Origin of the sequence: Kineococcus sp. G2, assembly GCF_037154035.1 — a bacterium.
Classification (GTDB): domain Bacteria; phylum Actinomycetota; class Actinomycetes; order Actinomycetales; family Kineococcaceae; genus Kineococcus.
Genome location: NZ_JBBBEM010000030.1, coordinates 166,999 through 191,232, shown reverse-complemented (window position 1 = coordinate 191,232; position 24,234 = coordinate 166,999). Strand labels below are relative to the sequence as shown.

Below are 24,234 nucleotides of genomic sequence, written 5' to 3'. Positions count from 1 at the left end.
CCGCGGTGCCGGCCCCCGGCGCGTCCGGCACCGCTGCGGCACCGCGCGGGCGCTCGCGGCTACAGGCCGACGCGGGAGGCGGGGTTCTCCTGCGGCACGACCGCCCCCTCGGAGTAGGCCACCAGGGACGCGGGGGAGCGGTGCCCGCTCTGGCGCATGATGGAGCGCTCGGGCACGCCGTAGCGCACCGCCGAGGTCACGAACCCGGCGCGCAGGCTGTGCCCCGCCACCGTGGACGGGTCGATGCCCACGGCCGCGGCCCGGCGCTTGACGACCTCGGCGACCGCCTCACCGGTCATGCGCCGGGGCTTCAGCGAGCGGCCGCCCTTGGTCATGGAGCGGAACGCCGCTCCCGTGCGCACGCCCGACAGCTCCAGCCACGCCTCCCAGGAGCGCACCGGGCAGGTCTCCCGGTGGCTGCCGTGGGGCAGGTCCACCTGCCGGGCGCCGCTGCGCGTGCTGTCGGCGGCGTCGGGGCGGCCCCGCACCACGACGCGCAACCCGTCGGGGGTGCGGGTCACGTCCTCGACGTCGAGGGCGGCGAGCTCGGAGCGGCGCAGCGCCCCGGCGAACCCCATCACCAGCAGCGCCCGGTCGCGCGCGTCCATCACGGAGTCGGGCTGCAGGGGGGCGACGAGGTCCCCGAGGGTGCGGGTGAGCACCGCCTCCACGCGCCGGACCCGCTGGCTGGGGCCGTACCGGCGGCGCAGGCGCGTCCACGCGGCGTGCACCTCGTCGGCGGCGGTGGGGCGGGCGATCCCGACGAGGCTGTGCGCGACGCTGATGGCGGCCAGGCGCCGGCGCAGGGTGGCCAGGGTCAGCAGCTCCGCGTGGGCCTCCAGGTACGCGGCGACGGTGGGGCCGTCGGAGGGCAGCGCCGGGCGGTGCTCGGCGAGGCACCAGCCGGCGAAGTGGGCGAGGTCCCCGGCGTAGGCCCGCCAGGTGGCGGGTGCGCGGCCGTCCCGGTGCGACGCGGGGAGCCCCACGAACCACGCTTCCAGGGAGACGGGGTCGGTGGCCTCCGGCGGCGGGGCCGTGGGCGGGTCCCAGTCCACAGCGGACTCCTCGCCGTCGTCACCACGAGCGGTCATGGACCGACCCTACTTCTCCTGCAGTCTCAACTCAAGAGAAAATGCGGTTCTCACGGGTAAATTAGTAAAAAACAAAAGGTGGGGACACCAAGACCGAGAGGAGAACAGTCGAGTGGTCGGTGGGGCGGGGCGTGGTGGAATGCCCGGCGTGTCCAGATCCCTCCTCACCGCGGCCACCGTGAGCTACGCGGTCAACTGCGCCCTCGGCACCGCGGTCGCCACCCGTCGGCTCGACACCTCCGCTCACCGCTGGGTGCACCACGCGGTGTACGTCGTGACGGGTGCGCTGACGGCTGCGGCGGGGGTCCAGCTGGCGGCGGGCCGGGACCGGGCGCTGCGGCGCCTGCTGCCGGTGGCGCTGCCGCTGGTGGCGATCCCGGTGCTGCCGGCGAGGACGCGGGGACACGTGCTGCTGGCGCTGGCGGCGGCGCCGGCCTACGCGGCCGCGCTGGCGACCCCGGTGGAGGGCTGAACCGTGGAGCTGCTCGAGGCGATCCGCCGGCGACGCACGACGAACGGCCCGTTCCTGCCCGATCCGGTCTCCGCGGAGCACCAACGCCTCCTCGTGGAGGTGGCCGGGCGGGCACCGTCGCAGCTGAACAGCCAGCCGTGGCGGTTCGTGCTGGTGGAGGCGCGGGAGACGATCGACGCGATCGCCCGCATCAGCGGCGAGAGCATGACGGAGGCGATGGGCAGCGGAACCTTCTTCGAGCGCTACAAGCGCTGGTTCCGCTTCAGCGCCGAGGAGATGGAGCGGGAGCGTTCCGGCATGCTGTTCGACCGGATGCCCGCCCCGTTGCGCCCGTTCACGTCGCAGGTCTTCACCCGGCGCGGTCAGCGGGTGATCAACGCGCTGCGCGTGCCGCAGACGCTGGGGGAGGAGAACCGCAAGCTCGTGGCGGGCTCGCCGCTGCTGATGGGCGTGATGCTGGACCGCTCGGAGTACCGGCCGGGAGAGCTGTCCTCGTTCTACTCGCTGTTCAGCATGGGGGCGGCGATGGAGAACGTGTGGCTGACCACGACGGAGCTGGGGCTGGGCATCCAGTTCGTCTCGTTCCCCATGGAGGTCGCGGGGGCGTGGGAGCGCATCACGGCGTTGCTGGGCGTGCCGGAGGACCTGGAGCTGATGGCGGTCTACCGCATCGGGTACGTGCCCCCGGAGCAGCGCCGGCCCGCGATCGACTGGTCGAGCAGCCAGCGCAAGCTCGTCTCGCAGTACGTCTTCCGGGAGCGGTGCGACACGCCGCAGACGGGGTGGGACGCCGCCGTGGAGGGTGCCGGGCGGGAGTCGTGACGTCGGGCGGGCCGTTCGGGCGTGCCGAGGTGCGGGGCCCTGCCGTAGCGTCGCGGCGTCCGTGACGGGAGTGCCTGGAGGGGAGAGCGCCGTGGTCGACCTGGTGACGTCGGCGGGGATGCGAGTGCTGGACGACGAGGACGAGCCGGTGCTGGTGCGGGCCGACGGGCGCCCGGTGGAGACGTGGCGGGAGGACTACCCGTACCCGCAGCGGTTGTCGCGGGCCGAGTACGACCCGGCCAAGCGCGCGCTGCAGATCGAGCTGCTGAAGCTGCAGAAGTGGGTGAAGGCCACCGGTGAGCGCCTGGTGGTCCTGTGCGAGGGGCGGGACGCGGCCGGCAAGGGCGGCACGATCAAGCGGTTCACCGAGCACCTGAACCCGCGGGGTGCGCGGGTGGTGGCGCTGGAGAAGCCCTCTGACCGCGAGTCCACGCAGTGGTACTTCCAGCGCTACGTGCAGCACCTGCCGGCGGCCGGGGAGATCGTGCTGTTCGACCGGTCCTGGTACACGCGGGCGGGGGTGGAGCGGGTGATGGGCTTCGCCACGGACGAGGAGTACGAGCGGTTCATGCACCAGGTGCCGCTGTTCGAGCGGATGCTCGTGGACGACGGCGTCCACCTGGTGAAGTTCTGGTTCTCGGTGACGCGGGCGGAGCAGCGGACGCGGTTCGCCATCCGGCAGATCGACCCGGTGCGGCAGTGGAAGCTGAGTCCGATGGACGTGGCGAGCCTGGACCGGTGGGACGACTACACGGCGGCGAAGGAGGCGATGTTCGAGCGGACCGACACGCCGTTCGCGCCCTGGACGGTGGTCCGCACGAACGACAAGAAGCGGGCGCGGCTGGAGGCGATGCGGGTGGTGCTCGACCGCTTCGACTACGACGGCAAGGACACCGACGTGGTGGGTCGCCCGGATCCGGCGCTGGTGGTGGGGGCCCGTTCGATCCTGGAGGCGGACCGCCGCCCGGTGCCGGTGGAGGACTGATGCCGGCCGCGGCCGGGCGCGCGGCGGCGAGCGCCGGGGCGGTGCGTCCGGGGGCGGTGCCGGCGCGGTCCGGGGCGTGGGTGGTGGCGGGGTTCGGTGCGCTGCTGGGTGCGGGGGTGAGCTGGGCGGCGTCGGACGGGCTGATCGACGACACGTACATCACGCTGGCGTACGCGCGGAACCTGGCGGAGTCGGGGCACTGGGGTCTGACGCCGCGGATGACGTCGAACGCGGCGACGTCGCCGCTGAACGTGCTGCTGCTGGCGGTGTTCACGGTGCTGGTGCGGCCGGTGGGTGGTTCTCCGGTGCTGGCGCTGGGGGTGCTGACCGCGGTGCTGGGGGCGCTGGCGGGCTGGTGGCTGCAGCGGGTGGCGGTGCGGTGGGGGTTGTCGGCGGGGTGGCCGGCGCTGGCGCTGGTGGTGGTGCTGCTGAACCCGTTCCTGGCCTCGGCGCTGGGGTTGGAGGTGGTGCTGGTGTTCACCTGCGTCGCCGGGTTGCTGGCGGCGGGGGTGGCGGGGCGGGCGGTGCTGTTCGGGGTGGCGGCGGGGGCGGGGTTGCTGGCGCGCCTGGACGTGGTGGTGTTCGTGGTGGTGCTGGCGCTGGCGTGCGCGGGGGTGCGGCGGCGGTTGCCGGTGGCGGTGCTGGCGTGCGCGGGGGTGGCGCTGCCGTGGTTCGCGGTGAGCTGGTGGTGGCTGGGGTCGGCGATCCCGGACACGTTCGTGATCAAGACGTTGCAGCGTTCGTTCGGGGAGGGGCGCACGTACCTGCGGGGGTTGTGGACGCACTACGCGTTGAACACGCCGGGGACCGTGCTGGTGGCGGTGGTGCCGGCGGTGGTGGGTGTGGTGGTGCTGGGGGTGCTGGTCGTGGCGGTGCTGCGGCGGCGGGTGCCGGTGGGGGCCGGTGCGCTGGTGGGGCTGGGGCTGGGGGGTGTCGGGTACTTCGCGGTGTACAGCGTGCTGGGGGTGCCGCCGTACCAGTGGTACTACGTGCCGCCGCTGGTGGCGCTGTCGGTGGTGGCGGTGCTGGGGGTGGGGGTGCTGCTGGGCAGGCGTGCGCGCGGTCCGGTGGCGCGCGGTGCCCTGGTGGGTGCGGGGGTCGCCGCGGCGGTGGGGTTGGGGGTGAGCGTGCCTGCAGCGGCGTGGCCGTTGCCGTGGGCGTACCCGCCGGTGTTCGGCAACTTCGCGACGCCGGCGGAGTACCGGCGCATCGGTGCGGACGTCGGGGTGCTGGTGGGGGACGAGCGGGTGGCGGCGCCGGGGGAGATCGGGACGCTGGCGTACGCCTGCCGGTGCGAGGTGGTGGACGCGTTCTCGGACCCGGCGGTGCTGCAGCCGCTGGTGGAGCGGCGGATCGCGCAGGCGGGGCCGGTGCTGGGGGCGTTGCTGGAGCTGAACTACGCGCGGCGGGAGGTGGGTGCGCCGCGGCCGGTGCCGTGGGAACTGGCGTGGACGGGCCCGGGGACGGCTGCGGCGGGGCTGCCGTCGTGGTCGACGACGGCGGGGACGTGGCGGACGCCGGGGGAGCTGGTGCTGCGGCCCGCGCAGGGGTGAGGGCCCAGGGGCGGGCGTCGGGCTCAAGTCGGCGGCCGTGGCGGTCGAGCCGTTCGGGGAGGACGGGAGGTGCCCGTCGCGGAGCCGGAGGGGGCGGTCGGCGGTGGAGGGCATCAGCGGTGTCGTCTCGCGCATCGCGGAGATCCAGGCGCTCATCGGGTCCCTGCAGCCTGCGGGGGTCGGTGGCACCGGTGCCGCGGGTGCGGCGTCCGGTGCCACGTCGGCCGGGTCGGCGGTGACGACGTCGGGTGACGGTTCGTCGGGGGTGGCGTTCGCGTCGGCGTTGTCGCGCAGTCTCGCCGACCGGGCGGGCGGTGGGGGTCTGGTGTCCGGGGTGCCGGTCGCGGCGGGCACGACTGGTACGGCCGGTGCCGCCGGTGCGGCTGCCGTGGCGGGGACGCCGTCGACCGCGGGCGCCCGCAACGCCGCCGGGGTGCCGCTGGAGCTGGCGGGGTACGGCAACGGCAAGGTGCCGGCCGCTGCGCTGAGCGGCATCGGGGTGGGTTCGCACCGCATGTGGGCGCCGGCGGCGCAGGCGTTCGAGCGCATGCGGGCGGCGGCGGCGCGCGACGGGGTGACGTTCGGGGTGACGGACTCGTACCGCTCCTACGACCAGCAGGTCGACCTGGCGCGCCGCAAGGGCCTGTACTCGCAGGGCGGGCTGGCGGCGAAGCCGGGCACGAGCGAGCACGGCTGGGGTCTGAGCCTGGACCTGGACCTGAGCGGCCGGGCGCTGTCGTGGATGCGGGAGCACGCGGACGAGTACGGGTTCAGCGAGAACGTGCCGCGCGAGTCGTGGCACTGGACGTTCACCGCGTGAGGACGCTCCTGCGGTGAGCTGAGGCCCCGGTCCGCCCGGTCGCGGGTGCCCGCGAGCGCCGGTGCGCGTGCCGTTGCCGGTGCGCGGCCCCTACCTTTCGGGGCATGAGGCTCCTGCTGACCTCCGCGGGTCTGGTGAACGAGGGGTCGTGCGCGGCCGTGGCCGCCCTGGCGCGCCGTCCCCTGTCGTCGCTGGCGCTGGCCGTGGTGCCCACGGCGGCCAACGTGGTGCCCGGTGACAAGGGGTGGTTGATCGCGGACTACGTGAACTTCCAGCGCGCGGGGTTCGCGCAGGTGGACGTCGTGGACGTCTCCGCCCTGGAGCCGGCCGTGTGGCGGGCGCGGCTGGAGGAGGCGGACGTGCTGGCGGTGACGGGTGGGGACACCACCCACCTGCTGCGTCAGGTGCGCGCCAGCGGCCTGGCGGGAGCGCTGGAGGAGCTGTTGCGGGAGCGGGTGTACGTGGGTGTCAGCGCGGGCAGCATGGTGACCGGCCCGCACCTGCGCCTGAGCCGGTCCGTGCAGGAGCGCCCGGGGGACGGCACGGGTCTGGGGCTGGTGGACTTCCTGGTGCAGCCGCACCTGGACTCGCCGTGGTTCCCCTCCGCCGGCGAGGACGTGGTGCGCGAGGCGGTGGCGGGGTTCGCGCACACGACGTACGCCCTGGGCGACGGCCGGGCCGTGCTGGTGGACGGGGGCGCCGTGAGCGTCGTCGGCGAGGGGCGCTGCCTGGTCCTGCCCGGGGTGCCGGCCGGGCACCGGGGTGGCGGGAGCGCGGGACGCGGCTAGCGTGGGCGGGCCGCGGGTGGTGGTGCCGGTGCTGAGCTGCCGGGCGCTCCAGGTCGCCCGCGGGACGTGAGCACGAGCAGGGGAGAGCACCGCGTGAGCGACACGGCGTCCTTCGACGGCACCCGCCTGGCCCGGTACGCGTGGGGACCGGAGGAGGCTCCGGTGGTGGTCCTCGTGCACGGGCTGGGGTTGTCCGCGTCCTCGTGGGAGCGGGTGGTGGGGTTGCTGGCCGGTGAGCACCGGGTCGTGGCGTACGACCTGCGCGGGCACGCGCAGAGCGGTGACGCCAGGAGCGGGGACTACTCGATGCGTGCGCAGGCGCTGGACCTGGACGCGGTGCTGCGCGACTGCGTGCCGGACGGGCGCGGTGCCGTGGTGGTCGGCAACAGCCTGGGCGGCGGCGTCATCACCGCCCACGCCCACCACTGCGGCGGTGAGCGGGTGGCCGGTGCGGTCTTCGCCGGTTCCGGTGCCTCCGCGGTGACGGCGCCGGGTCTGCCCGCCCGGCACCTGCCGGAGCGCGCCGAGGCGGTGCTTCGCACCGGGTGGCTGAAGGTGTTCAAGGGGGTCGTGGTGGTCGGCCGCACCATCCGGCCCGTGGAGGCGCTCACCGACCGGGTGGTGCGCCGGGTCGCGTTCACCTCCCACGCCCCGCAGGAGGCGGTCGCGCGCGTGCGTGACGACTTCCTGGGCACCCGGCCGGTGGCGCTGGCGCGCACCGCGCTGGCCAGCGTCGGCAGCGACGGGCAGCGGTTCGCCGACGAGCTGCGCGTGCCGGCGCTGGTGCTGCACGGTGCCCGCGACCCGGAGGTCGGCGACGAGGAGGCGCAGCGGCTGGTGGGTGCGCTGCCCGACGGGGAGCTGGTCACGCTGCGCGGTGAGGGGCACATGCTGCCGTTGACGGACCCGCGGTTCGTGGCCGAGCACGTGGCGCGGTGGGTGCGGCGCGTGCACGAGGTCCGCCGCTGAAGCGTCCCGGGACGCCGGGGTGTGCCGGAGCGGGGTGTGCTCGGTGGTCGCCGGTCGCTGCGCCCGCGCGCGGTCCCCGCGAGCACCGCGGCGACGTCGTGCGGGTGGATCGGTCACGTCGCGGCGGTGCTGGGGACGTCGCGCTCGTCAGTCCCGCCCGGCTCGTGCTGCCCACATCAGGCGCTGCAGCGTTGCGGCTACCGCAGCTGCAGCTTCGGAGCGTGCCGGCCCTTCGGGAGTGCACAGAGCCAGCGTGGCCTGCAGGCCCCCGGCGAGGCGCACGCTGCGGTAAGCGGTGGGGGAGCCGCCGAGCAGGCGGGCGGCGGCTGAGGCCGGCAGCACCGTCACCTCCGGTCCGCTGGCCAGGGTTTCGCGCAGCACGTGCACCGACTCGACTTCGGCGACGACCCTCAGCGGTAGCCCGGCCGCCTGGAACCTGCGCTCGAGCAGTTGCCGGACGGTGTGCTGGTGGTCGGGCAGGACGAACTCCAAGCGACTGGCAGCCTCCAGGGCGATGCCGTCTCGGCGGGCCGGGAGCGCAGGGGACGCCGGCCCTGCGACCAGGACGAGGTCCTCGGTGATCTCCTCGGTGAACCTCACGCCGTCGATGCGTCCGGTGCGGTAGATGACCGCCATGTCCGCCTGTCCCAGCTTCACCGCCTGGCTCATGATCATGGTCAGGTGCTCGACGAGGTGCAGGGTGATGCCGGGGTGCTCCTCGCGCACTGCGCGCAGCAGGGGAGCCGACAGGTTGCCGGCCATGCTGTAGGAGGCCAGGCCGACGGTGACCAGGCCGGTGACCTGCCGCTCGTTGCTCAGGTCCAGGTGTGCAGCCTGCTCCAGCCGCAGGATGCCCTGGGCGTAGCGGTACAGCGACCACCCCTCGTCGGTGACCTCGATGCCCCGCCGCCCGCGCACCAGCAGCGCGACGCCGAAGTCCTTCTCCAGGCTGGCGATGTGCGAGCTCAGTGCCGACTGAGCCAGGTGCAGGGACTGCGCGGCGGCGGTGATGCTGCCGGCGTCGACGGTGCGCACGAACGAGGCGAGCTTGCGGGTCTCCACCTCTGCTCCCCCCTGCTCGCCGCGTGCTCGCGACTCCTCGCCCTGCGGCGTCCTGCCGCCGTTCCCTCTGGTCCTCGCTGCGTCGTCGCCGCCGCCCTGGCCCGGGCGACCGCCTCGCAGCCATCGCGTGTCGAGATGGTGCCATAGCTGAGTGGCGGCGAAGTCGGTGGCAGCGCGCCGGGCGTCTAGCGTTCGAGCACCGCCACACCGCAGCGGCGGTGCGCGTCAGCTGGGCGCTGCTGGATGCCCGTCGGGTACCCGCGCAGTCGCCGTCGAGGCGCCACGGACGAAACAGCGGTGAGTCGTCGACAGTTCGGGGACGAGTCGCCGACACCTTCGAGAGGAGTGCCCCATGGTTCCCGTCGTCAGCTTGGTCGCAGACCTGGGCGAGAGCTTCGGCCCTTACACGATGGGGGACGACGCGGCTCTCCTGGAGCTGGTCACCTGCGCGAACATCGCCTGCGGGTTCCATGCCGGCGATCCGCGGGTGATGGATGCCACCGTGCGCCGGTGCGCACAGCGTGGCGTGGAGGTCGGCGCCCACCCCAGCTTCCCGGACCTGGTCGGCTTCGGGCGGCGGGCGATGGAGTTGAGCGCCGAGGAGGTGCGCACCGACGTCCTCTACCAGATCGGAGCGCTCTCGGCCTTCGCGCGTGCGCACGGCACCCGGGTCACCCACGTGGTGCCCCACGGCAAGCTGGGCAACCTCGTCGGAGAGCGAGCCGACTACGCCGGCGCGCTGGCCGATGCGATCACCGCCTTCGACCCCTCCCTGGTGCTCGGTGTCACCGCCGGGGTGATGCAGGACCTCGCTGAACAGCGCGGCCTGGCCACCGCTGTCGTCGGAGCCGTCGACCGCGCCTACACCGACGCCGGCACGCTGGTGCCGCGTTCCCAGCCCGGCGCGGTGCTCGACGACGTCGATCAGATCGTCCAGCGCACGGTCCGAATGGTCGTCGACGGCACGGTGGAGTCGATCAGCGGGCGCCCGGTGCCGGTCGAGGTCGACGCCGTCCTGCTGCACGGTGACGGCCCGCACGCCCTGGACGCCGCCGCCAAGATCCGCTCGGCGCTGGCCGAGGCCGGTGTGCAGCTCGTGGGCATGAGCGAGGTCGTGCGCGCCGAGGGAGGGCGCGCGTGAACCCCGTCGGCAGTGGAGCCGGCGCCGTCCTCGCACAGGACGCGGCGGCCGGCGCCTCCGGCACCGGCACCTCCAGCACCGGCACCTCCAGCACCGGCACCTCCAGCACCGGCACCTCCAGCACCGGCACCTCCAGCACCGGCACCTCCAGCACCGGCACCTCCAGCACCGGCACCTCCAGCACCGGCACCTCCAGCACCGGCACCTCCAGCACCGGCACCTCCAGCACCGGCACCTCCAGCACCGGCACCTCCAGCACCGGCACCTCCAGCACCGGCACCTCCAGCACCGGCACCTCCAGCACCGGCACCTCCAGCACCGGCACCTCCAGCACCGGCACCTCCAGCACCGGCACCTCCAGCACCGGCACCTCCAGCACCGGCACCTCCAGCACCGGCACCTCCAGCACCGGCACCTCCAGCACCGGCACCTCCAGCACCGGCACCTCCAGCACCGGCACCTCCAGCACCGGCACCTCCAGCACCGGCACCTCCAGCACCGGCACCTCCAGCACCGGCACCTCCAGCACCGGCACCTCCAGCACCGGCACCTCCAGCACCGGCACCTCCAGCACCGGCACCTCCAGCACCGGCACCTCCAGCACCGGCACCTCCAGCACCGGCACCTCCAGCACCGGCACCTCCAGCACCGGCACCTCCAGCACCGGCACCTCCAGCACCGGCACCTCCAGCACCGGCACCTCCAGCACCGGCACCTCCAGCACCGGCACCTCCAGCACCGGCACCTCCAGCACCGGCACCTCCAGCACCGGCACCTCCAGCACCGGCACCTCCAGCACCGGCACCTCCAGCACCGGCACCTCCAGCACCGGCACCTCCAGCACCGGCACCTCCAGCACCGGCACCTCCAGCACCGGCACCTCCAGCACCGGCACCTCCAGCACCGGCACCTCCAGCACCGGCACCTCCAGCACCGGCACCTCCAGCACCGGCACCTCCAGCACCGGCACCTCCAGCACCGGCACCTCCAGCGGTGGTGGGCACGACCCGGCCGACGAGGCGCTGCGCATCGCGCTGTGCGCCGAGGCCGCCTTGCGGGTCGGCGTGCACGGCGACGACAGCGAACGGGTCTGGCGCCGCGTGCACCGCCTGGCCGGCGCCCTCAACGACGGCGCCGTGCCGGGGGTGCGTTCAGCCATCCCCACCTACGACGCGATCCTCATCGACTTCGACCCGGTCGTCACCGACCACGTCGGCGTCGAGCACGAGGTGCACGCGCTGGACGCGCGTCTGCGACGCGGTGCCGCAGCGCCGGCACGCACCCCGCGCACCTGGCGCATCCCCACCTGCTTCGAGGGTGAGCACGCCCCCGACCTGCCGTGGCTGGCCGAGCACCTGGACACCACTGCCGAAGCCATCGTGAACAGCGTGTGCGGCACCGAGCTGACCCTGCGCTGCCTGGGCGGCCCGGCCGCCGCGGCGATGCTGGACGGGCCCGTCCTGCCCGGCCCGGTCCCGCGCTTGCAGGACCCGCGACTGCGCGTGCCGGCCGGTGCGGTCTCCCTGGCCGGGAGGCAGGCGGTGATCGGCCCGGTCGCAGCTCCCAGCGGCTGGCGGCAGATCGGGCGTACGCCGGTGTACCTGCTGGGCCGCACGGTCGACGAGGGCGTGCCCTACGCCGCCGGTGACCGGGTGCGCTTCGTGCGCCTGCGCCCTGACGAGTTCGACAAGTGCGACGGGTGGTTGCTGCAGGAGGTGTCCGCGTGATGAGTCAGGTGCCCACGCAGCAGGTCCAGTCGATCGAGCAGCGGATGGACCAGCCGGCCGATGAGCAGCACGCCTCGCCCGCGCAGGAGCAGGCGCCGTCGGCGACGACGCGGCAGGAGGTGCACGTCGTCGCGGCCGGACCCAGCGTCATCACCGACCTGGGGCGCTTTCGCGGCCCGAGCCAGGGGTTGTCGGTCAACGGAGCGCTCGACCAGTACGCCGCCACGGTCGCCAACGTCCTGGTCGGCAACCCCGCGAACGCGCCGCTGCTGGAGGTGACGGCCTTCGGCGTCACGCTCTCCTCCAGCGCCCCCTTGCTGGTCGCCGTCACCGGCGCCGGTGCCGAAGTCCTCATCGACGGCGCTGCCGTCGCCGGACACACCCAGCTGCTGGTGCCGGCCGGGCAGGCGCTGGTGGTGCGCCCGGCCAAGAACGGCCTGCGCAACTACGTCGCCGTCCGCGGTGCGATCGAGGCGCCTCGCCTGATGGGCAGTTGCGCGCCGGACATCATGCTGGGTTTCGGGCGCACGCTGACGACCGGCGCCACCGTGCACGTGCACACCGACGCAGTGGCCCACGCCCTGCAGCAGGCACCGTGGCAGGCCGTCAGCGCCCCGGTACGCCTGCCGCGACGCACCGAGGCCGGTGAGGTCGTGCTGCAGATCGTCGAGGGCCCCGACGTGCACGAGTTCGACGGTGGCCTGAGCGCGCTGGAGAGCGGCACCTACAAGCTCAGCCCGCGCAGCAACCACGTCGGCGCCCGCCTGGCCGGACCGGTGCCCCGGCGCACCGCCACCGGCGAGGTGCTCTCCCGCGGAGTACCCATCGGAGCGGTCGAGGTTCCGGCCGGTGATGAACTGCTCGTGCTGATGCGCGGGCGCGGCATCACCGCCGGCTACCCGGTGCTGGCGGTGCTCACCGGTTCGGCCCAGGACGCGGCCGCCCAGATCAGGCCCGGCCAGAGCGTGCGCTTCGAGCGCACCGACGTCGAGACCGCCCGAGCCGAGCTGCTGCAGGTCGCCGCCGACGTCGACGCGCTGCGCGCCCAGGTGACCCGCGCGCTGCGGCACGTCGACGCACCGCTCACCTGAGCGCACCGACCCCGTCCCGGTCCCGTCGGGGTCCGGAGCCGGCCCTGCCCGTCGGGTCGGCAGCCGGTCCTCCCCGTGGGCCGGCGATGACCTGCCAGCAGTTCCGCACCCGTCGAGCAGCACCCGTCGAGCAGCCGTCTGCTCGACGTTTCGAAGGAGAGCCCATGAGCCAGAGCACCCTCCAGGCCAGCGGTACCCGGCTGGCCCAACGCCTGCAGCGCATCGCCACCTCGCCCAGTTCGGTGGCCGTGCAGAAGGTTCGCGACCTGCGCGCCCAGGGCCGTCAGGTCTGGGACCTGACGGTGGGCGAGCCGGACTTCGACACCCCCGAGAACGTCAAAGCGGCCGCCGTGCGGGCCATCGCCGAGGGCAGGACGAAGTACACCCCCGTCAACGGCATCCCGCAGCTGCGCACCGCCGTCGCCGACAGGATCGCCGCACGCACCGGTGTCGCGCACGACCCGGCACACGTCACCGTCGGCGGAGGCGCCAAGCAGGTCATCTTCCTGGCGCTGAGCGCCACCGTGGACCACGGCGACGAGGTGCTCATCCCCGCGCCGTACTGGGTCTCCTACCCCGACATGGTCAAGGCCAACGACGGCACCCCCGTCATCGTGCCCACCCGCGCCGCCGACGGCTTCAAGCTGACCGCCGCAGCCCTGCGCGAGGCGATCACCCCCGCCACCCGCTGGCTGATCCTGAACACCCCGGGCAACCCCACCGGCGCCGCCTACAGCGCCGGCGAACTGCGCGCCCTAGCCGATGTGCTGGCCGAGCACCCGCACGTGCTGGTGCTCACCGACGAGATCTACGACGAGGTGTGGTTCGAAGCCGAGCCGGCCAGCAACCTGCTGGCGGTGGCGCCGGAGCTGGCTGAGCGCGTCCTGCTGACCAACGGCGTGTCCAAGACGTACGCCATGACCGGCTGGCGCATCGGCTGGGCCGCCGGCCCCGCCGAGCTGATCGCAGCGATCAACACGCTGCAGTCGCAGACCTCCTCCTGCCCCTCCTCGATCAGCCAGTGGGCCGCAGTGGAGGCCTTGACCGGCGATCAGTCCTTCGTCGAGCGCACCGCAGCGGTCTACCGCGAGCGCCGCGATGCCGTCGTGGCGGCCGTGCGGAGCATCGAAGGGCTCTCCTGCCTGGTGCCCAGCGGAGGCTTCTACGCCTTCGTCTCCTGCCAGGACGTGCTGGGCAAGCGCACCGCGGACGGGCAGGTCATCGCCACCGACGAGCAGTTCGCCGCGCTCCTGCTGGACTCCGAGCAGGTCGCCGTCATCCACGGCGCCGCCTACGGCGCCCCGGGCTGGTTCCGCGTCTCCTTCGCCACCTCCCAGGAGGTCATCGACGAGGCCCTGGCGCGCCTGGCGCGCGTGGTGGAGGCACTGTCGTGACCACCTCCACCAGCCCCCGGGCCGGCGGCACCACCGCCAGCACCACCGCCAGCACCACCGGTACCGGTGCTGCCGCCGGCGCGTTCCCGATCAGGAGCTTGCTGGTCGCCAACCGCGGCGAGATCGCCCGGCGCGTCATCACCACCGCCGAGCGGCTGGGCATCCGCACCATCGCCGTGCACTCCGACGTCGATGCCGACCTGCCGTTCGTGCGCGAAGCGGACCAGGCGGTGGCTCTGGGCGGCACCTCGGCGGCTGAGACCTACCGCGACGTGGACAAGGTCCTGGCCGCGGTGCGCGCCAGCGGAGCGCAGGCGGTGCACCCCGGCTACGGGTTGCTGTCGGAGAACGCCGACTTCGCCCAGGCCGTCCTGGACGCGGGCGTGACCTGGGTCGGGCCCTCCCCGGAGGTCATCCGCGCGATGGGGGACAAGATCGCCGCCCGCAACCTCATGGCCGCTGCCGGGGTGCCGGTGGCCGCCGGAACCCGCACCCCCGTCACCGGTGCCGACGCCCTCGCGCAGGCGCAGCGGATCGGTCTGCCCCTGATGGTCAAGGCCGCTGCCGGTGGTGGCGGCATGGGCATGGCGGTGGTGCGCGACGTGGAGCAGTTGGTCAGCACCGTGGAGCGCGTCACGCAGTTCGCCGAGCGGTCCTTCGGTGACGGTTCGGTGCTGCTGGAGCGCTTCGTCGAGCGTGCTCGGCACGTGGAGGTGCAGATCCTGGGGCTGGCCGACGGGCGGGTGCTGGCGTTGGGGGAGCGGGAGTGCTCCGTGCAGCGCCGGCACCAGAAGCTCGTGGAGGAGACGCCCTCCCCGGCTGTGGACGAGGACCTGCGGGCCAGGATGCTGCACGCTGCCCAGCTGGCGGGGCAGTCGGTGGACTACCGAGGTGCCGGAACCGTGGAGTTCCTGCTGGATGCGGCCACCGGTGACTTCTCCTTCCTGGAGATGAACACGCGCCTGCAGGTCGAGCACCCCATCACCGAGCTGACCTGCGGTCTGGACCTGGTGGAGGCTCAGCTGCGCATCGCCGCCGGGCTCGACGTCGCCTTCGACGCCGCTGCCGCGCCCGGCGGGCACGCGATCGAGCTGCGCATCAACGCAGAGGACCCCCAGCGTTTCCTGCCCGGCCCGGGCACCATCTCCGTCTGGGAGGAGCCGGTCGAGCAAGGCGTGCGCGTCGATGCCGGTTACCGCGCCGGCAACCGGGTCACCCCGGCGTACGACTCGCTGATGGCCAAGGTCATCGTCCACGCCGAGGACCGTGCCGGCGCCCTGGAGCTGGCGCGGCGGGCGGTGAAGGCCTTCCGGATCGTCGGCCCCAAGCACAACCTGGACTTCTTCAGCGAATTGCTGGACGAGGACGAGTTCGTCTCCGGTGCTTACGACACCGGAGTGATCGAGAGGATGAGAGCCCGATGAGCGAAGTGCTCGCCCCCATGGAAGCCAACGTGTACCGCGTGGAGGTGGCGGTGGGCGACACGGTCTCGCCCGGGGACGTCGTGGCGGTGCTGGAGGCCATGAAGATGGAGATCCCCGTCAACGCCGAGGCGTCCGGTGTGGTGACCGAGCTGCGGGTGGTGGCCGGTGAGAACGTCGCCGAAGGCGCGGTCATCGCGGTGCTCGCCGACAGCTGAGCGCGGAGGGACCGGCGCCCGCCCGGAGGTGAGCGGGCCGGGTGGGCCAGAGGGCTGGGGGACCGGTGCCGGGCACCGCTTTCGAGACCACCTGTCGTCGCTGGGTTCGGCGGTCACCCGCCGAACCCCTCACACCCCTCGTAGACGTCCCGTGTCGAGCTGAACCCTGGAGGAACACGCATGTCGAGCACCCCGGCCATCCACATCGGTCCGCACGAGAGCGCGCGACTGGTCGCAGCGGTCGAGCGCGGCGGGGGCGAGGTGGTCGCGCTGGCCGATGCTGAAGCAGTCGTGGTCGACGGTGGCCACGGCGAGCTGCCGCAGCTGCCGAGCTCCGTGCGCTGGGTGCAGCTGCCCGCCGCGGGCATCGAGTCCTGGGTCAGCAGCGGGGTCCTGGACACCTCGCGCACGTGGACTTCCGCCGCAGGTGCCTACTCGCGCGCGGTCGCCGAAGGCGCCGTGGCCCTGCTGCTGGCCGGCGTGCGGGGGATCGGGGTGGCGGCCCGCCGCACGAGCTGGGACACCGCGGCACTGGACGGCGCGCAGAGCACCCTGCACGGCGCGACGGTGGCGATCGTCGGTGCCGGTGGCATCGGTCGGGCGGTGATCCCGGCCCTGACCGGTCTGGGTGCGCAGGTGCTGGCCGTCACCCGGCGCGGTCTCGCCGTCGAGGGCGCTGCGCGCACCCTGCCCGCCGACCGCGTCGACGAGGCCTTCGCCGCCGCCGACCACGTCGTCCTGGCCGCGCCCGCCACGACGCAGACCCGGGCGCTCGTCGGTGCCGAGCAGCTGGAAGCTCTCGGGGGGCAGGGGTGGTTGGTCAACGTCGCGCGAGGCTCCCTGGTCGACACCGACGCCCTGGTCGCCGCGTTGGAGCGGAGCACCATCGCCGGCGCCGCCCTCGACGTCACCGACCCCGAACCGTTGCCGGACGGACACCCGCTGTGGACTCAGCCGCGCTGCATCATCACCCCGCACTGCACCAACCCCACCGCGCTGCGGTCGGCGGCCTACGCGCAGCGGGTGCAGGAGAACGTGCGTCGCTTCGCCGCCGGCGAGGACCTGCTCGGCCGCGTCGACCTGCAGGCCGGGTACTGACGCCGCACCCGGGCACCTCGGCGCCGTCCTGGTGCGCCACGGCGTGACCGGTGGGTTCCGGACGAGCTGGGGGATCTTCGAGGACGGCGGCGTGGACGGCTCGGCCGGCGACGCGGCGGTGCAGTCACAGCGGTGCTCGGTCAGCGGGGACGGGGCCGGTGGAGCTGCGGACCGTCAGGTGCGTGGCCAGCCGGTCGACGCGGCGGGTGCGGTCCTTGGAGCCGATGCGGCCGATGACCAGGTCGGTGACCGCGCGTCCGGCCCGCTCCCCGGGAGAGGTCACCGTCGTCAAGGGGGGGTCGGTGAAGGAGGCGCCGTACATGTCGTCGCAGCCGATCACGCTGAGGTCTTCAGGCACCCGCACCCCGGTGGTGCGGAAACGTCCCAGCGCGCCGATCGCCAGCGTGTCGTTGAAGAAGATCACCGCGGTGGCGGCGGTCATGGCCACCACGTCCGCTGCCGCGGCCCCGGCGGCCAAGGAGGGCTGGAAGTGGCCGACGGGCAGCAGTTCGACCCCGTGCCCGTCAGCCCGCTGGGTCAGGGCCTCGAAACGCACCCGATCGCTCCAGGAGCCGATGGGCCCGCGCACGTACGCGATGCGCCGGTGCCCGAGCGAGACGAGGTAGTCCAGCGCCTGCGACAGGCCGGCCGGGGTGTCCACGACGATGCCGCACAAGCCCTCGACCCGGCGGTTGAGCACCGCGATCGGCACCGTGTCGGCGAAGGAGCTGAGCACCTCGTCCTCGGCGCGCGGGGTGGCCAGCACGACGGCGTCGACCGTGCGGCTGAGCTCGGCGAGCCAGTCGCTCTCCACCTGCACGGATTCCTCGCTGCTGACCAGCAGGTGCAGGTAGCCCGCTGCCTGCGTCTGCGCCTGGCTGCCGCGGATGACGTCGAGGTTGTACGGGTTGGTCAGGTTCGGCAGCACCAGGGCGATCGTGCCGCGGGCCAACTGCTCGTGCCTGCCGGGCAGCATGGCCGACTGGTACCCCATGTCCTGCGCCTTGCGCACGATGCGGTCGTACGTCGCGGCGTTGACCCGCGAGGGGTTGGACATCGCCCGCGAGACCGTGGAGGGCGCCAGCCCGCACGCGGCGGCGATCTCGGTCAGCGTCACCTGGCGCGAACGCCGGCGAGGAGGGATGGCCACAGTGCTCCTTGCAAGGTTTCTGGCACGGAAGTTGCCATGATGGGCTGCTCGCCACCTGCATCGCTGCAGCTCAGGGGTGGGCGTGACGGCAATTCTGGCACAAGCTTGGCAAGGGAGGGCACTGGTTAATGCAATCGAAGCACGCAGTGTCTAGCGTCCTCGCATCCCGGGCACCGAGGCCCGATCTCAGCAGGCTCCTGGAAGGACCGCCATGAGCGCTCAAAGCGACACCGCTGCACCGCGCACCGCCGCAGCCACCCCCAGCCGCCGCAAGATCCTCACCGCCGGCTGCATCGGCATCTTCGTCGAGCTGTACGACAACGGCATCTTCGCCTTCATGGCCACCGCGCTGGCCCTGGTCTTCTTCCCGCGCGGCGATGAGACCTCCGCGCTGGTGTTCGTCTTCGCCGGCTACGCGGTCTCCTTCTTCGTGCGTCCCCTGGGGGCGGTGTTCTTCGGTCTCATGGGTGACCGCTACGGCCGTCAGCGCATGCTCGTGGCCGTCATCGCGTTGATCAGCGTGGCCACCACCGGGCTGGGTGTGCTGCCGCCCTACGCCGCCATCGGTGTGGTCGCGCCGATCCTGCTGGTGCTGCTGCGCATGCTGCAGGGCTTCTCCGTCGGCGGTGAGGCTGCCGGTGCCATGACGTTCCTGGCCGAGCACTCCCCGGAGGGCAAGCGCGGCTTCAACACCTCCCTGGCGCAGATCGCCTCCTTCGCGGCCCTGCTGACCGGCACGATGGTGGCCTTCTTCATGTCGCCGTGGTTGACCGAGGAGGCCATCGACGGTGGTGGCTTCGGCGCCTGGGCCTGGCGCATCCCCTTCCTGGTGGCCGTGCCGCTGGGCATCATCGGCTTCTACATCCGCAAGGAGCTCGAGGACACCCCCAACTTCCAGAAGATCAAGGCCGAGGGGGGCTTGTCGCACCACCCCTACCGCGAGGCCTTCTCCTCTCCCGAGCACCGCCGCGCACTGCTGCTGGCCCTGTTCATCCCCCTGATGAACGGCTCGGGCTACTACGTGCTCTTCTCCTACATGCCGACCTTCCTCAAGGGCGACCGCATCGGCTTCAGCATCGGCACCGCGCTGATCGTCACCGCCTCCAGCCTGGTGGCCATCTGCATCGCCATCCCGATCATGGGCGCTCTCTCCGACCGCATCGGGCGCAAGAAGGTCATCGCCGGCGCGGCGGTCGCCATGGCGATCGTCGCGGTGCCGGCCTACGCCCTGATCGCCACCGGGCAGGTCCTGCTGGCCGTGCTCGGTGCCTGCACCATGGCCGTCGTCTTCGCCGGGCACACCGCGGTCATCCACATCCTCATCGTCGAACTGTTCCCCACGCGCATCCGCTACTCCGCCTACGGGTTGGGTTACAACATCTCCTCGGCGCTGTTCGGTGGCACCGCCCCGCTGCTGATGACCTGGCTGATCGGCACCACCGGCAACGTGTACATGCCCGCCTTCTACGCTGTCGTCACCGCCTTGGGGACCTTGGCGGCCGTCTCCACCGTCAAGGACCGCGCCCACGAGCCGCTGCGCGACGCCTGAGGTGCGCCGAGCGAACCTGGACGAACCTGGACGAACCTGACCGGAGGGGCCCGGGCGCAGCTTCACGACCCGGTCCACAGCCGCTCCGCAGCCGATCCCCCCACCGCCTGAAGAACCGTTCGAAGATCTCGACGAAGAAGGACGCATGACGTACAGCGACTACTCCACCGCCCTGGTCACCGGTGCCTCCACCGGGATGGGCGCAGCCATCGTCGAGAAGTTCACCGCGCAGGGCCTGACGGTGCACGCCGTGGCCCGCGACGAGGTGCGCCTGAAGGAGCTGGCCGAGCGCACCGGTGCGATCCCGCACTCGGTGGACCTGACCGACACCGACGCGGTCGAGGCCGAGATCGGCTCCCTGCCCGTCGACGTGCTCGTCAACAACGCCGGCGTCAGCCGGCAGGGCAACGTGCTGGACTCCACCCGCGCCGACCTGGACGCCATGGTGGACGTGAACCTGCGCGCGGTGCTGCAGCTGACCCGGATGTTCCTGCCCGGCATGGTCGAACGCGACCTGGGGCACGTGGTGAACATCTCCAGCATCGCCGGGGTGTACAACTTCTTCGGGCACACCGCCTACCACGCCACCAAGGCCGCCGTGCACCAGATCTCGCGGCAGCTGCGCAACGACACCGTCGGCAAGCGCATCCGCGTCACCGAGATCTGCCCCGGCCGCGTCGAGACCGAGATCTTCGGCCGCAACCTCGGCGGCACCCCTGAGGCCATGCAGCAGGCGTGGCAGACCTACTACGAGGGTTACGAGTCGCTGACCACGGCGGACATCGTCGCCACCGTCGACTTCGCCCTGAACGCCCCCCGCCACGTGAACCTCGGCATGATCGAGATCATGCCCACCTTCCAGGTCCCCGGCGGGCTGACCTTCGACCGGAGGACCGCATGACCACCCTCGCCGACAAGGCCACCGAACAGCCCACGCTCAAGGCCTCGCCCCCTCCTCACGTCACCACGAGGATCGAGCGCGCCGAACCCGAGGCCATCGCCCGTCTGGGGCTGTACTCCTCGGCCACCATCCACGAGGCGCAGGGCCGCCGCGGTGCGCTCGCCTCCTCGATCAAGCCGATCGACCGGGAGATGACCGTGGTCGGCTCGGCCTTCACCGTGGTGTGCGCCCCGCGCGACAACCTCATGCTGCAGGTCGCCATCCACTACGCCCAGCCCGGTGACGTGCTGCTGGTCAGCACCGCGCAGTTCACCGAGGCCGGCATCTTCGGCGGCGTCCTGGCCAGCGCCTGCGCCGCCAAGGGCATCGCCGGCCTGATCACCGACGGCAGCGTGCGCGACACCGCCGAGTTGCGCGCCCTGGGCCTGCCGATCTTCTCCGCCGGCATCAGCATCCAGGGCACCGTCAAGGAGACCCTGGGGCCGCTGAACCAGCCGCTGACCATCGGCGGGCAGACGGTCCGCCCCGGCGACGTGCTCAAGGGAGACGCCGACGGCGTCGTCGTCGTGCGCCGCGAGGAGGTCGAAGAGGCCACCACCGCTTCGCAGCGCCGCGACGAGCACGAGGCCGAGCTCGTGCAGCTGTACCGGGCCGGGCGCACCACGATCGACCTGTGCGGACTGGAGCACGTCCTGGAGGCCAAGGGGATGACCACCGACCTGCCGGGGCGGGGCTGGTGAGCAGCACCACACCGCAGCGCACCACACCGCAGCGCAGCACGGCCGCCAGCGCTGCGGACGCCAGCGCTGCGGACGCCAGCGCTGCGGACGCCGGCACGGCGGCCGGATCGGGCACGGGTGCCAGCTCGCTGTTCGACGTCAGCGGACGCACCGCCCTGGTGACCGGCTCCACGCGCGGCATCGGCCGCGCCCTGGCCGCCGGCCTGCTGGCGGCCGGCTGCACCGTCGTGGTCAACGGCCGCGACCCGGGCACCACCGAGGCCGCAGCCGAGGAGCTGAACGAGGACCCCGCCACCCGCCCGGGGACGCGGGCGGTGCCGTGCGCCTTCGACGTCACCGACCCCGCCGCCGTCGAGCGGGCCGTGGCCGCCCTGGAAGCCGACGGGGTGGCCGTGGACGTGCTGGTGAACAACACCGGGATGCAGCAGCGCGCACCGTTCACGCGGTTCTCCGACGAGGACTGGCAGCGCATGCTGGAGGTGAACCTCTCCAGCGCCTTCTACGTCGGCCGCTCCGTCGCCCGCCGCATGCAGACCCGCGGCCACGGGAAGATCATCAACATCCTCTCCGTGCAGAGCGAAGCCGTGCGCCCGGGCATCGCGCCCTACTCGGCGACCAAGGGCGGGCTGAAGATGCTCACCAAGGGCATGTGCGCGGACCTGGCCGGCTCCGGCATCCAGGTCAACGCCATCGGCCCGGGTTACTTCGCCACCGAGCTGACCGCCGCTCTGGTCGCCGACGAGGACTTCAGCCGCTGGGTCGAAGGGCGCACCCCGGCCGGGCGGTGGGGCCGCACCGACGACCTCATCGGCGCTCTGCTCTTCTTCGCCTCCGACGCCTCCGCCTTCGTCAACGGGCAGACGCTGCACGTCGACGGCGGCATGCTGGCGGTGCTGTGATGACCAGTACCGTGATCAGCAGCCCCGCGGACGCGCCGGGAGCGCAGAGCGGCGCAGCAGGCACGAACCTGGCCGTCGTGGTGCACGGGGTGGGGGACCTGCGCGTGGAGCAACGCCCCGCGCGCACGCCCGAACCGCACGAGACCGTGGTGCGCATCGCCTACGGCGGCGTGTGCGGCAGCGACCTGCACTACGTGGCCGAGGGCAAGGCCGGCGAGTCGATCCTGCGCGCGCCGATGGTGCTGGGCCACGAGGTCGTCGGCACCGTCGAGGTGGCAGCGGCCGACGGTTCCGGGCCGGTGGCGGGCACGCGCGTGGCGGTGCACCCGGGCGGTTCGGTCGACCCCGGCGCTTCGTACCCGGCGGGCCGCCCCAACCTCTCCTCGGCGGCGACCTACCTGGGCAGCGCCGCGCGCGTCCCGCACGTCGACGGCGCCTTCGTCCAGCACCTGACCATCGCCAGCAGCATGCTGCGCGTGGTTCCCGACGCGGTGCCCCTGCGCGCCGCCGCGTTGGCCGAGCCCGCCTCGGTGGCCTGGCACGCGGTGCGCCAGGCCGGCGACGTGCGCGGGCGGCGCGTCCTGGTGGTCGGGTGCGGGCCCATCGGCCTGCTCACCGTCGCGGTCCTGCGCCGCGCCGGGGCCGGGCACATCACCGTCACCGACGTGCACGCCAGCGCTCTGCAGCGCGCGATCGCCCTGGGCGCCGACCGAGGCGTCCTGGCCGCCGAGCGCGAGGCCGTCGCCGCGCTCGGTGTCGACCTCGCCTTCGAGTCCTCCGGCTCACCGCACGGCTTCACCGCTGCCGTGGGCGCCTCGACGGGCGGCGCGGTCCTCGTGCTGGTGGGGTTGCTGCCGCCGGGCGACGTCTCCGTGCCGCTGGCGCCGGCCATCACCAAGGAGCTGCAGATCCGCGGCAGCTTCCGCTTCGTCGACGAGATGGGTGACGTCTTGGCCGCGCTGGCCGACGGGTCCTTGCGGGTGGACGAGGTGATCACCCATGAGTACCCCGTCGCTGAAGCCGGGGAAGCCTTCGACGTCGCTCGTGACGCGGCCGCCTCCGGCAAGGTCCTGCTGCGGTTCTGACCGCGCTGAGCGGCCCGTCGACACGCTGCGAGGCGGTCGCTCCCCGGGGTGCGACGGCGGGTGGCGCGGTGACGGCCGCCGTGCAGTGCGGTGGCCTGCCAGGAGCGGCGGGGCAGCGGCGCAACCCGCACGGCCTGTACGCCCGTCGTCGCGACGACCAGCGCCACCGCGGTCGAGGGCGCTGACTGCTCGGAGGTGAGCGGTGCTCACCGGGCCGTGCACCGACGGCCGCAGGGCCGTCGTCCGAGAGGGCCTTGCGGAAGGGAGCAGCACCGCCCCGTCCCGGAGCCGCCGCCGTCCTACCGGTCGGCGGCGCGGACCCGCTCCCGCACCGCGGTCTCGGTCAGCTCGAAGTCGCGGGCGACCTGACCGGTGCCGCGATCGCCGACGCGGCACCGCTGCACGATCCCGGCCTGAACTCGGCGGTGAACTCGGCGGTGAACGACCGGCGCGGCCGAGCCGTCCGGGGAGAGGGCATCGCGGACGCGGATGCGCACATCGCTTCCCCCGGTGCAACTTCTCGTCCACGGCGATCACCCGAGAGCCGTGGCCAACGCACGATCGGTTCACGAGGTCTCCTGGCCGCGGCGGCGGTCCCTGTCGTCGGCGGGCGCAGATGGGCGTGACAGCCGGGCGAGTCGACGCGGTGATCGTGCAGCAGGCCCTCCGCGGTTCCGAGACGCGGCCGTGGAAGGGCGTGATCGCGCCACACCGGCAGGTGCGGCACCGGGTGGCGGTCACGTTCCCGGTCGTGGTGTGCGACGTTCGCCGCGTGCTGCTTCGTGGGGTCAGGCCGTCAGGGCCAGCCTGGTGAGGTCGGTGTTCACCTCCGTCACGGTCTCGGTGTGCTCCTGCCCGCCGGGCATCGGGGCGATCCGGCAGCGGCCCAGCAGGTCCAGGCCGAGGTAGCGCCGCCCTTCGGTCCACTCATCGTCCTGCTCAGCCAGGACCGCCCCGACCAGGCGGATGAGGGAGCCGCGGTCGGGGAAGATGCCGACCACGGGGGGCACCTCCCGCTCGCGGGGAACGGTGCGGCGTCGGATCTCCCGGTCCCACCGCTCCTGCGGGTCGTTGGACCGGACCTGCCGCCACACCTCCTTCGGAGAGGCGGTGAACGTCAGCGCCTCGGCGCGGGCGGCGTCCAGGTGCTCGGCCAGCGACGGCATCGACGGCGTGATCGCCGTGGACCCGCGGGCCGTCCCGCACCTCCTGGACCTCCCGCGGCCGCTGCGGCCGAGTACGGCGTCGTGCGGCTCGT

The 24,234-nt window shown here is 73.2% G+C and carries 22 protein-coding genes and 1 pseudogene; 19 read left to right on the top strand and 4 right to left on the bottom strand.

The features are described 5' to 3' along the window. Window positions 1-59 precede the first annotated feature (59 nt). Window positions 60-1,091 carry a tyrosine-type recombinase/integrase gene (locus tag V9U69_RS06855; protein ID WP_337060679.1) on the bottom strand — a complete coding sequence of 344 codons (1,032 nt, stop codon included), beginning with the start codon at window positions 1,089-1,091 and terminating at the stop codon, window positions 60-62. Window positions 1,092-1,239: 148 nt separating this feature from the next. Here V9U69_RS06855 and V9U69_RS06850 point away from each other — a divergent pair, with 148 nt between their 5' ends. The 7 genes from V9U69_RS06850 (at window position 1,240) to V9U69_RS06820 (ending at window position 7,500) form a co-directional block, all read left to right on the top strand. After that, window positions 1,240-1,563, top strand: a complete 324-nt coding sequence (locus V9U69_RS06850; protein ID WP_337060678.1) for a hypothetical protein — start codon at window positions 1,240-1,242, stop codon at window positions 1,561-1,563. Window positions 1,564-1,566: 3 nt separating this feature from the next. After that, complete coding sequence (locus tag V9U69_RS06845) at window positions 1,567-2,385, top strand: nitroreductase family protein (RefSeq protein WP_337060677.1); 819 nt, start codon at window positions 1,567-1,569, stop codon at window positions 2,383-2,385. 118 nt (window positions 2,386-2,503) lie between these two features. After that, window positions 2,504-3,370, top strand: coding sequence for a polyphosphate kinase 2 (ppk2, locus tag V9U69_RS06840; RefSeq protein ID WP_442907643.1), 867 nt, complete (start codon window positions 2,504-2,506; stop codon window positions 3,368-3,370). Beyond that, window positions 3,370-4,923: a hypothetical protein gene (locus V9U69_RS06835; protein WP_337060675.1), complete on the top strand. Its 1,554-nt coding sequence runs from the start codon at window positions 3,370-3,372 to the stop codon at window positions 4,921-4,923. Before ppk2 ends, V9U69_RS06835 begins: the two co-directional genes overlap by 1 nt. A gap of 103 nt (window positions 4,924-5,026) precedes the next feature. Then, on the top strand, window positions 5,027-5,743 hold the full coding sequence (locus V9U69_RS06830) for a M15 family metallopeptidase (RefSeq protein WP_337060674.1): 717 nt from the start codon (window positions 5,027-5,029) through the stop codon (window positions 5,741-5,743). A 104-nt stretch (window positions 5,744-5,847) separates the two neighbouring features. Further along, a complete protein-coding gene (locus tag V9U69_RS06825) occupies window positions 5,848-6,531 on the top strand; it encodes a Type 1 glutamine amidotransferase-like domain-containing protein (RefSeq protein WP_337060672.1) in 684 nt (227 codons plus the stop codon). Between the two features lie 93 nt (window positions 6,532-6,624). After that, window positions 6,625-7,500, top strand: a complete 876-nt coding sequence (locus tag V9U69_RS06820) for an alpha/beta fold hydrolase (protein ID WP_337060670.1) — start codon at window positions 6,625-6,627, stop codon at window positions 7,498-7,500. Between the two features lie 147 nt (window positions 7,501-7,647). On the opposite strand, the gene V9U69_RS06815 is transcribed toward V9U69_RS06820, so the two are convergent. Continuing rightward, on the bottom strand, window positions 7,648-8,562 hold the full coding sequence (locus V9U69_RS06815) for a LysR substrate-binding domain-containing protein (protein WP_337060669.1): 915 nt from the start codon (window positions 8,560-8,562) through the stop codon (window positions 7,648-7,650). Window positions 8,563-8,914: 352 nt separating this feature from the next. On the opposite strand from V9U69_RS06815, the gene V9U69_RS06810 reads away from it, so the two are divergent. The 7 genes from V9U69_RS06810 (at window position 8,915) to V9U69_RS06780 (ending at window position 16,652) form a co-directional block, all read left to right on the top strand. After that, entirely contained in the window at window positions 8,915-9,703 is a 789-nt protein-coding gene (locus V9U69_RS06810; RefSeq protein ID WP_337060668.1) for a LamB/YcsF family protein, read from the top strand. Between the two features lie 1,064 nt (window positions 9,704-10,767). Beyond that, window positions 10,768-11,430: a 5-oxoprolinase subunit B family protein gene (locus V9U69_RS06805; protein ID WP_337060667.1), complete on the top strand. Its 663-nt coding sequence runs from the start codon at window positions 10,768-10,770 to the stop codon at window positions 11,428-11,430. After that, on the top strand, window positions 11,430-12,521 hold the full coding sequence (locus V9U69_RS06800) for a biotin-dependent carboxyltransferase family protein (RefSeq protein ID WP_337060666.1): 1,092 nt from the start codon (window positions 11,430-11,432) through the stop codon (window positions 12,519-12,521). Before V9U69_RS06805 ends, V9U69_RS06800 begins: the two co-directional genes overlap by 1 nt. A 164-nt stretch (window positions 12,522-12,685) precedes the next feature. Next, window positions 12,686-13,915 carry an aminotransferase class I/II-fold pyridoxal phosphate-dependent enzyme gene (locus V9U69_RS06795; RefSeq protein ID WP_337060664.1) on the top strand — a complete coding sequence of 410 codons (1,230 nt, stop codon included), beginning with the start codon at window positions 12,686-12,688 and terminating at the stop codon, window positions 13,913-13,915. Window positions 13,916-14,004: 89 nt separating this feature from the next. Continuing rightward, a complete protein-coding gene (locus tag V9U69_RS06790; RefSeq protein ID WP_442907642.1) occupies window positions 14,005-15,339 on the top strand; it encodes an acetyl-CoA carboxylase biotin carboxylase subunit in 1,335 nt (444 codons plus the stop codon). Beyond that, window positions 15,336-15,554: an acetyl-CoA carboxylase biotin carboxyl carrier protein subunit gene (locus V9U69_RS06785; RefSeq protein WP_337060661.1), complete on the top strand. Its 219-nt coding sequence runs from the start codon at window positions 15,336-15,338 to the stop codon at window positions 15,552-15,554. The genes V9U69_RS06790 and V9U69_RS06785 overlap by 4 nt, the downstream gene beginning before the upstream one ends. 180 nt (window positions 15,555-15,734) lie before the next feature. Further along, the gene (locus V9U69_RS06780) at window positions 15,735-16,652 is read left to right on the top strand and encodes a D-isomer specific 2-hydroxyacid dehydrogenase family protein (RefSeq protein WP_337060659.1); all 918 of its coding nucleotides are present in this window, start codon (window positions 15,735-15,737) and stop codon (window positions 16,650-16,652) included. Window positions 16,653-16,776: 124 nt separating this feature from the next. Here V9U69_RS06780 and V9U69_RS06775 read toward each other — a convergent pair whose 3' ends face one another. Continuing rightward, window positions 16,777-17,769 carry a LacI family DNA-binding transcriptional regulator gene (locus tag V9U69_RS06775; RefSeq protein ID WP_337060657.1) on the bottom strand — a complete coding sequence of 331 codons (993 nt, stop codon included), beginning with the start codon at window positions 17,767-17,769 and terminating at the stop codon, window positions 16,777-16,779. A 244-nt stretch (window positions 17,770-18,013) separates the two neighbouring features. Between V9U69_RS06775 and V9U69_RS06770 the strand changes: the two genes are divergently transcribed. The 5 genes from V9U69_RS06770 (at window position 18,014) to V9U69_RS06750 (ending at window position 22,976) form a co-directional block, all read left to right on the top strand. Further along, window positions 18,014-19,351 (top strand): MFS transporter, encoded by a 1,338-nt coding sequence (locus V9U69_RS06770; protein WP_337060655.1) that lies wholly within the window; start codon window positions 18,014-18,016, stop codon window positions 19,349-19,351. 145 nt (window positions 19,352-19,496) lie between these two features. Continuing rightward, window positions 19,497-20,252 (top strand): SDR family oxidoreductase, encoded by a 756-nt coding sequence (locus V9U69_RS06765; RefSeq protein ID WP_337060653.1) that lies wholly within the window; start codon window positions 19,497-19,499, stop codon window positions 20,250-20,252. Continuing rightward, window positions 20,249-20,992 carry a 4-carboxy-4-hydroxy-2-oxoadipate aldolase/oxaloacetate decarboxylase gene (locus V9U69_RS06760; RefSeq protein WP_337060651.1) on the top strand — a complete coding sequence of 248 codons (744 nt, stop codon included), beginning with the start codon at window positions 20,249-20,251 and terminating at the stop codon, window positions 20,990-20,992. The genes V9U69_RS06765 and V9U69_RS06760 overlap by 4 nt, the downstream gene beginning before the upstream one ends. A gap of 128 nt (window positions 20,993-21,120) precedes the next feature. Next, window positions 21,121-21,891 carry an SDR family oxidoreductase gene (locus V9U69_RS06755; protein ID WP_442907641.1) on the top strand — a complete coding sequence of 257 codons (771 nt, stop codon included), beginning with the start codon at window positions 21,121-21,123 and terminating at the stop codon, window positions 21,889-21,891. Beyond that, window positions 21,891-22,976, top strand: a complete 1,086-nt coding sequence (locus V9U69_RS06750; protein ID WP_442907625.1) for an L-idonate 5-dehydrogenase — start codon at window positions 21,891-21,893, stop codon at window positions 22,974-22,976. The genes V9U69_RS06755 and V9U69_RS06750 overlap by 1 nt, the downstream gene beginning before the upstream one ends. 788 nt (window positions 22,977-23,764) lie before the next feature. On the opposite strand, the pseudogene V9U69_RS06745 reads toward V9U69_RS06750, so the two are convergent. Further along, window positions 23,765-24,157: pseudogene (locus V9U69_RS06745) on the bottom strand (transposase); the annotation flags it as partial. Window positions 24,158-24,234 lie beyond the last annotated feature (77 nt).

Bases quoted from the DNA above. Each gene is read 5' to 3' on its own strand.
- V9U69_RS06750 (WP_442907625.1), top strand. From the start codon at position 21,891: ATGACCAGTACCGTGATCAGCAGCCCCGCGGACGCGCCGGGAGCGCAG.
- V9U69_RS06780 (WP_337060659.1), top strand. From the start codon at position 15,735: ATGTCGAGCACCCCGGCCATCCACATCGGTCCGCACGAGAGCGCGCGA.
- V9U69_RS06800 (WP_337060666.1), top strand. From the start codon at position 11,430: ATGAGTCAGGTGCCCACGCAGCAGGTCCAGTCGATCGAGCAGCGGATG.
- V9U69_RS06855 (WP_337060679.1), bottom strand. From the start codon at position 1,091: ATGACCGCTCGTGGTGACGACGGCGAGGAGTCCGCTGTGGACTGGGAC.
- V9U69_RS06835 (WP_337060675.1), top strand. From the start codon at position 3,370: ATGCCGGCCGCGGCCGGGCGCGCGGCGGCGAGCGCCGGGGCGGTGCGT.
- V9U69_RS06760 (WP_337060651.1), top strand. From the start codon at position 20,249: ATGACCACCCTCGCCGACAAGGCCACCGAACAGCCCACGCTCAAGGCC.
- V9U69_RS06795 (WP_337060664.1), top strand. From the start codon at position 12,686: ATGAGCCAGAGCACCCTCCAGGCCAGCGGTACCCGGCTGGCCCAACGC.
- V9U69_RS06770 (WP_337060655.1), top strand. From the start codon at position 18,014: ATGAGCGCTCAAAGCGACACCGCTGCACCGCGCACCGCCGCAGCCACC.
- V9U69_RS06810 (WP_337060668.1), top strand. From the start codon at position 8,915: ATGGTTCCCGTCGTCAGCTTGGTCGCAGACCTGGGCGAGAGCTTCGGC.
- V9U69_RS06765 (WP_337060653.1), top strand. From the start codon at position 19,497: ATGACGTACAGCGACTACTCCACCGCCCTGGTCACCGGTGCCTCCACC.
- V9U69_RS06825 (WP_337060672.1), top strand. From the start codon at position 5,848: ATGAGGCTCCTGCTGACCTCCGCGGGTCTGGTGAACGAGGGGTCGTGC.
- ppk2 (WP_442907643.1), top strand. From the start codon at position 2,504: ATGCGAGTGCTGGACGACGAGGACGAGCCGGTGCTGGTGCGGGCCGAC.
- V9U69_RS06785 (WP_337060661.1), top strand. From the start codon at position 15,336: ATGAGCGAAGTGCTCGCCCCCATGGAAGCCAACGTGTACCGCGTGGAG.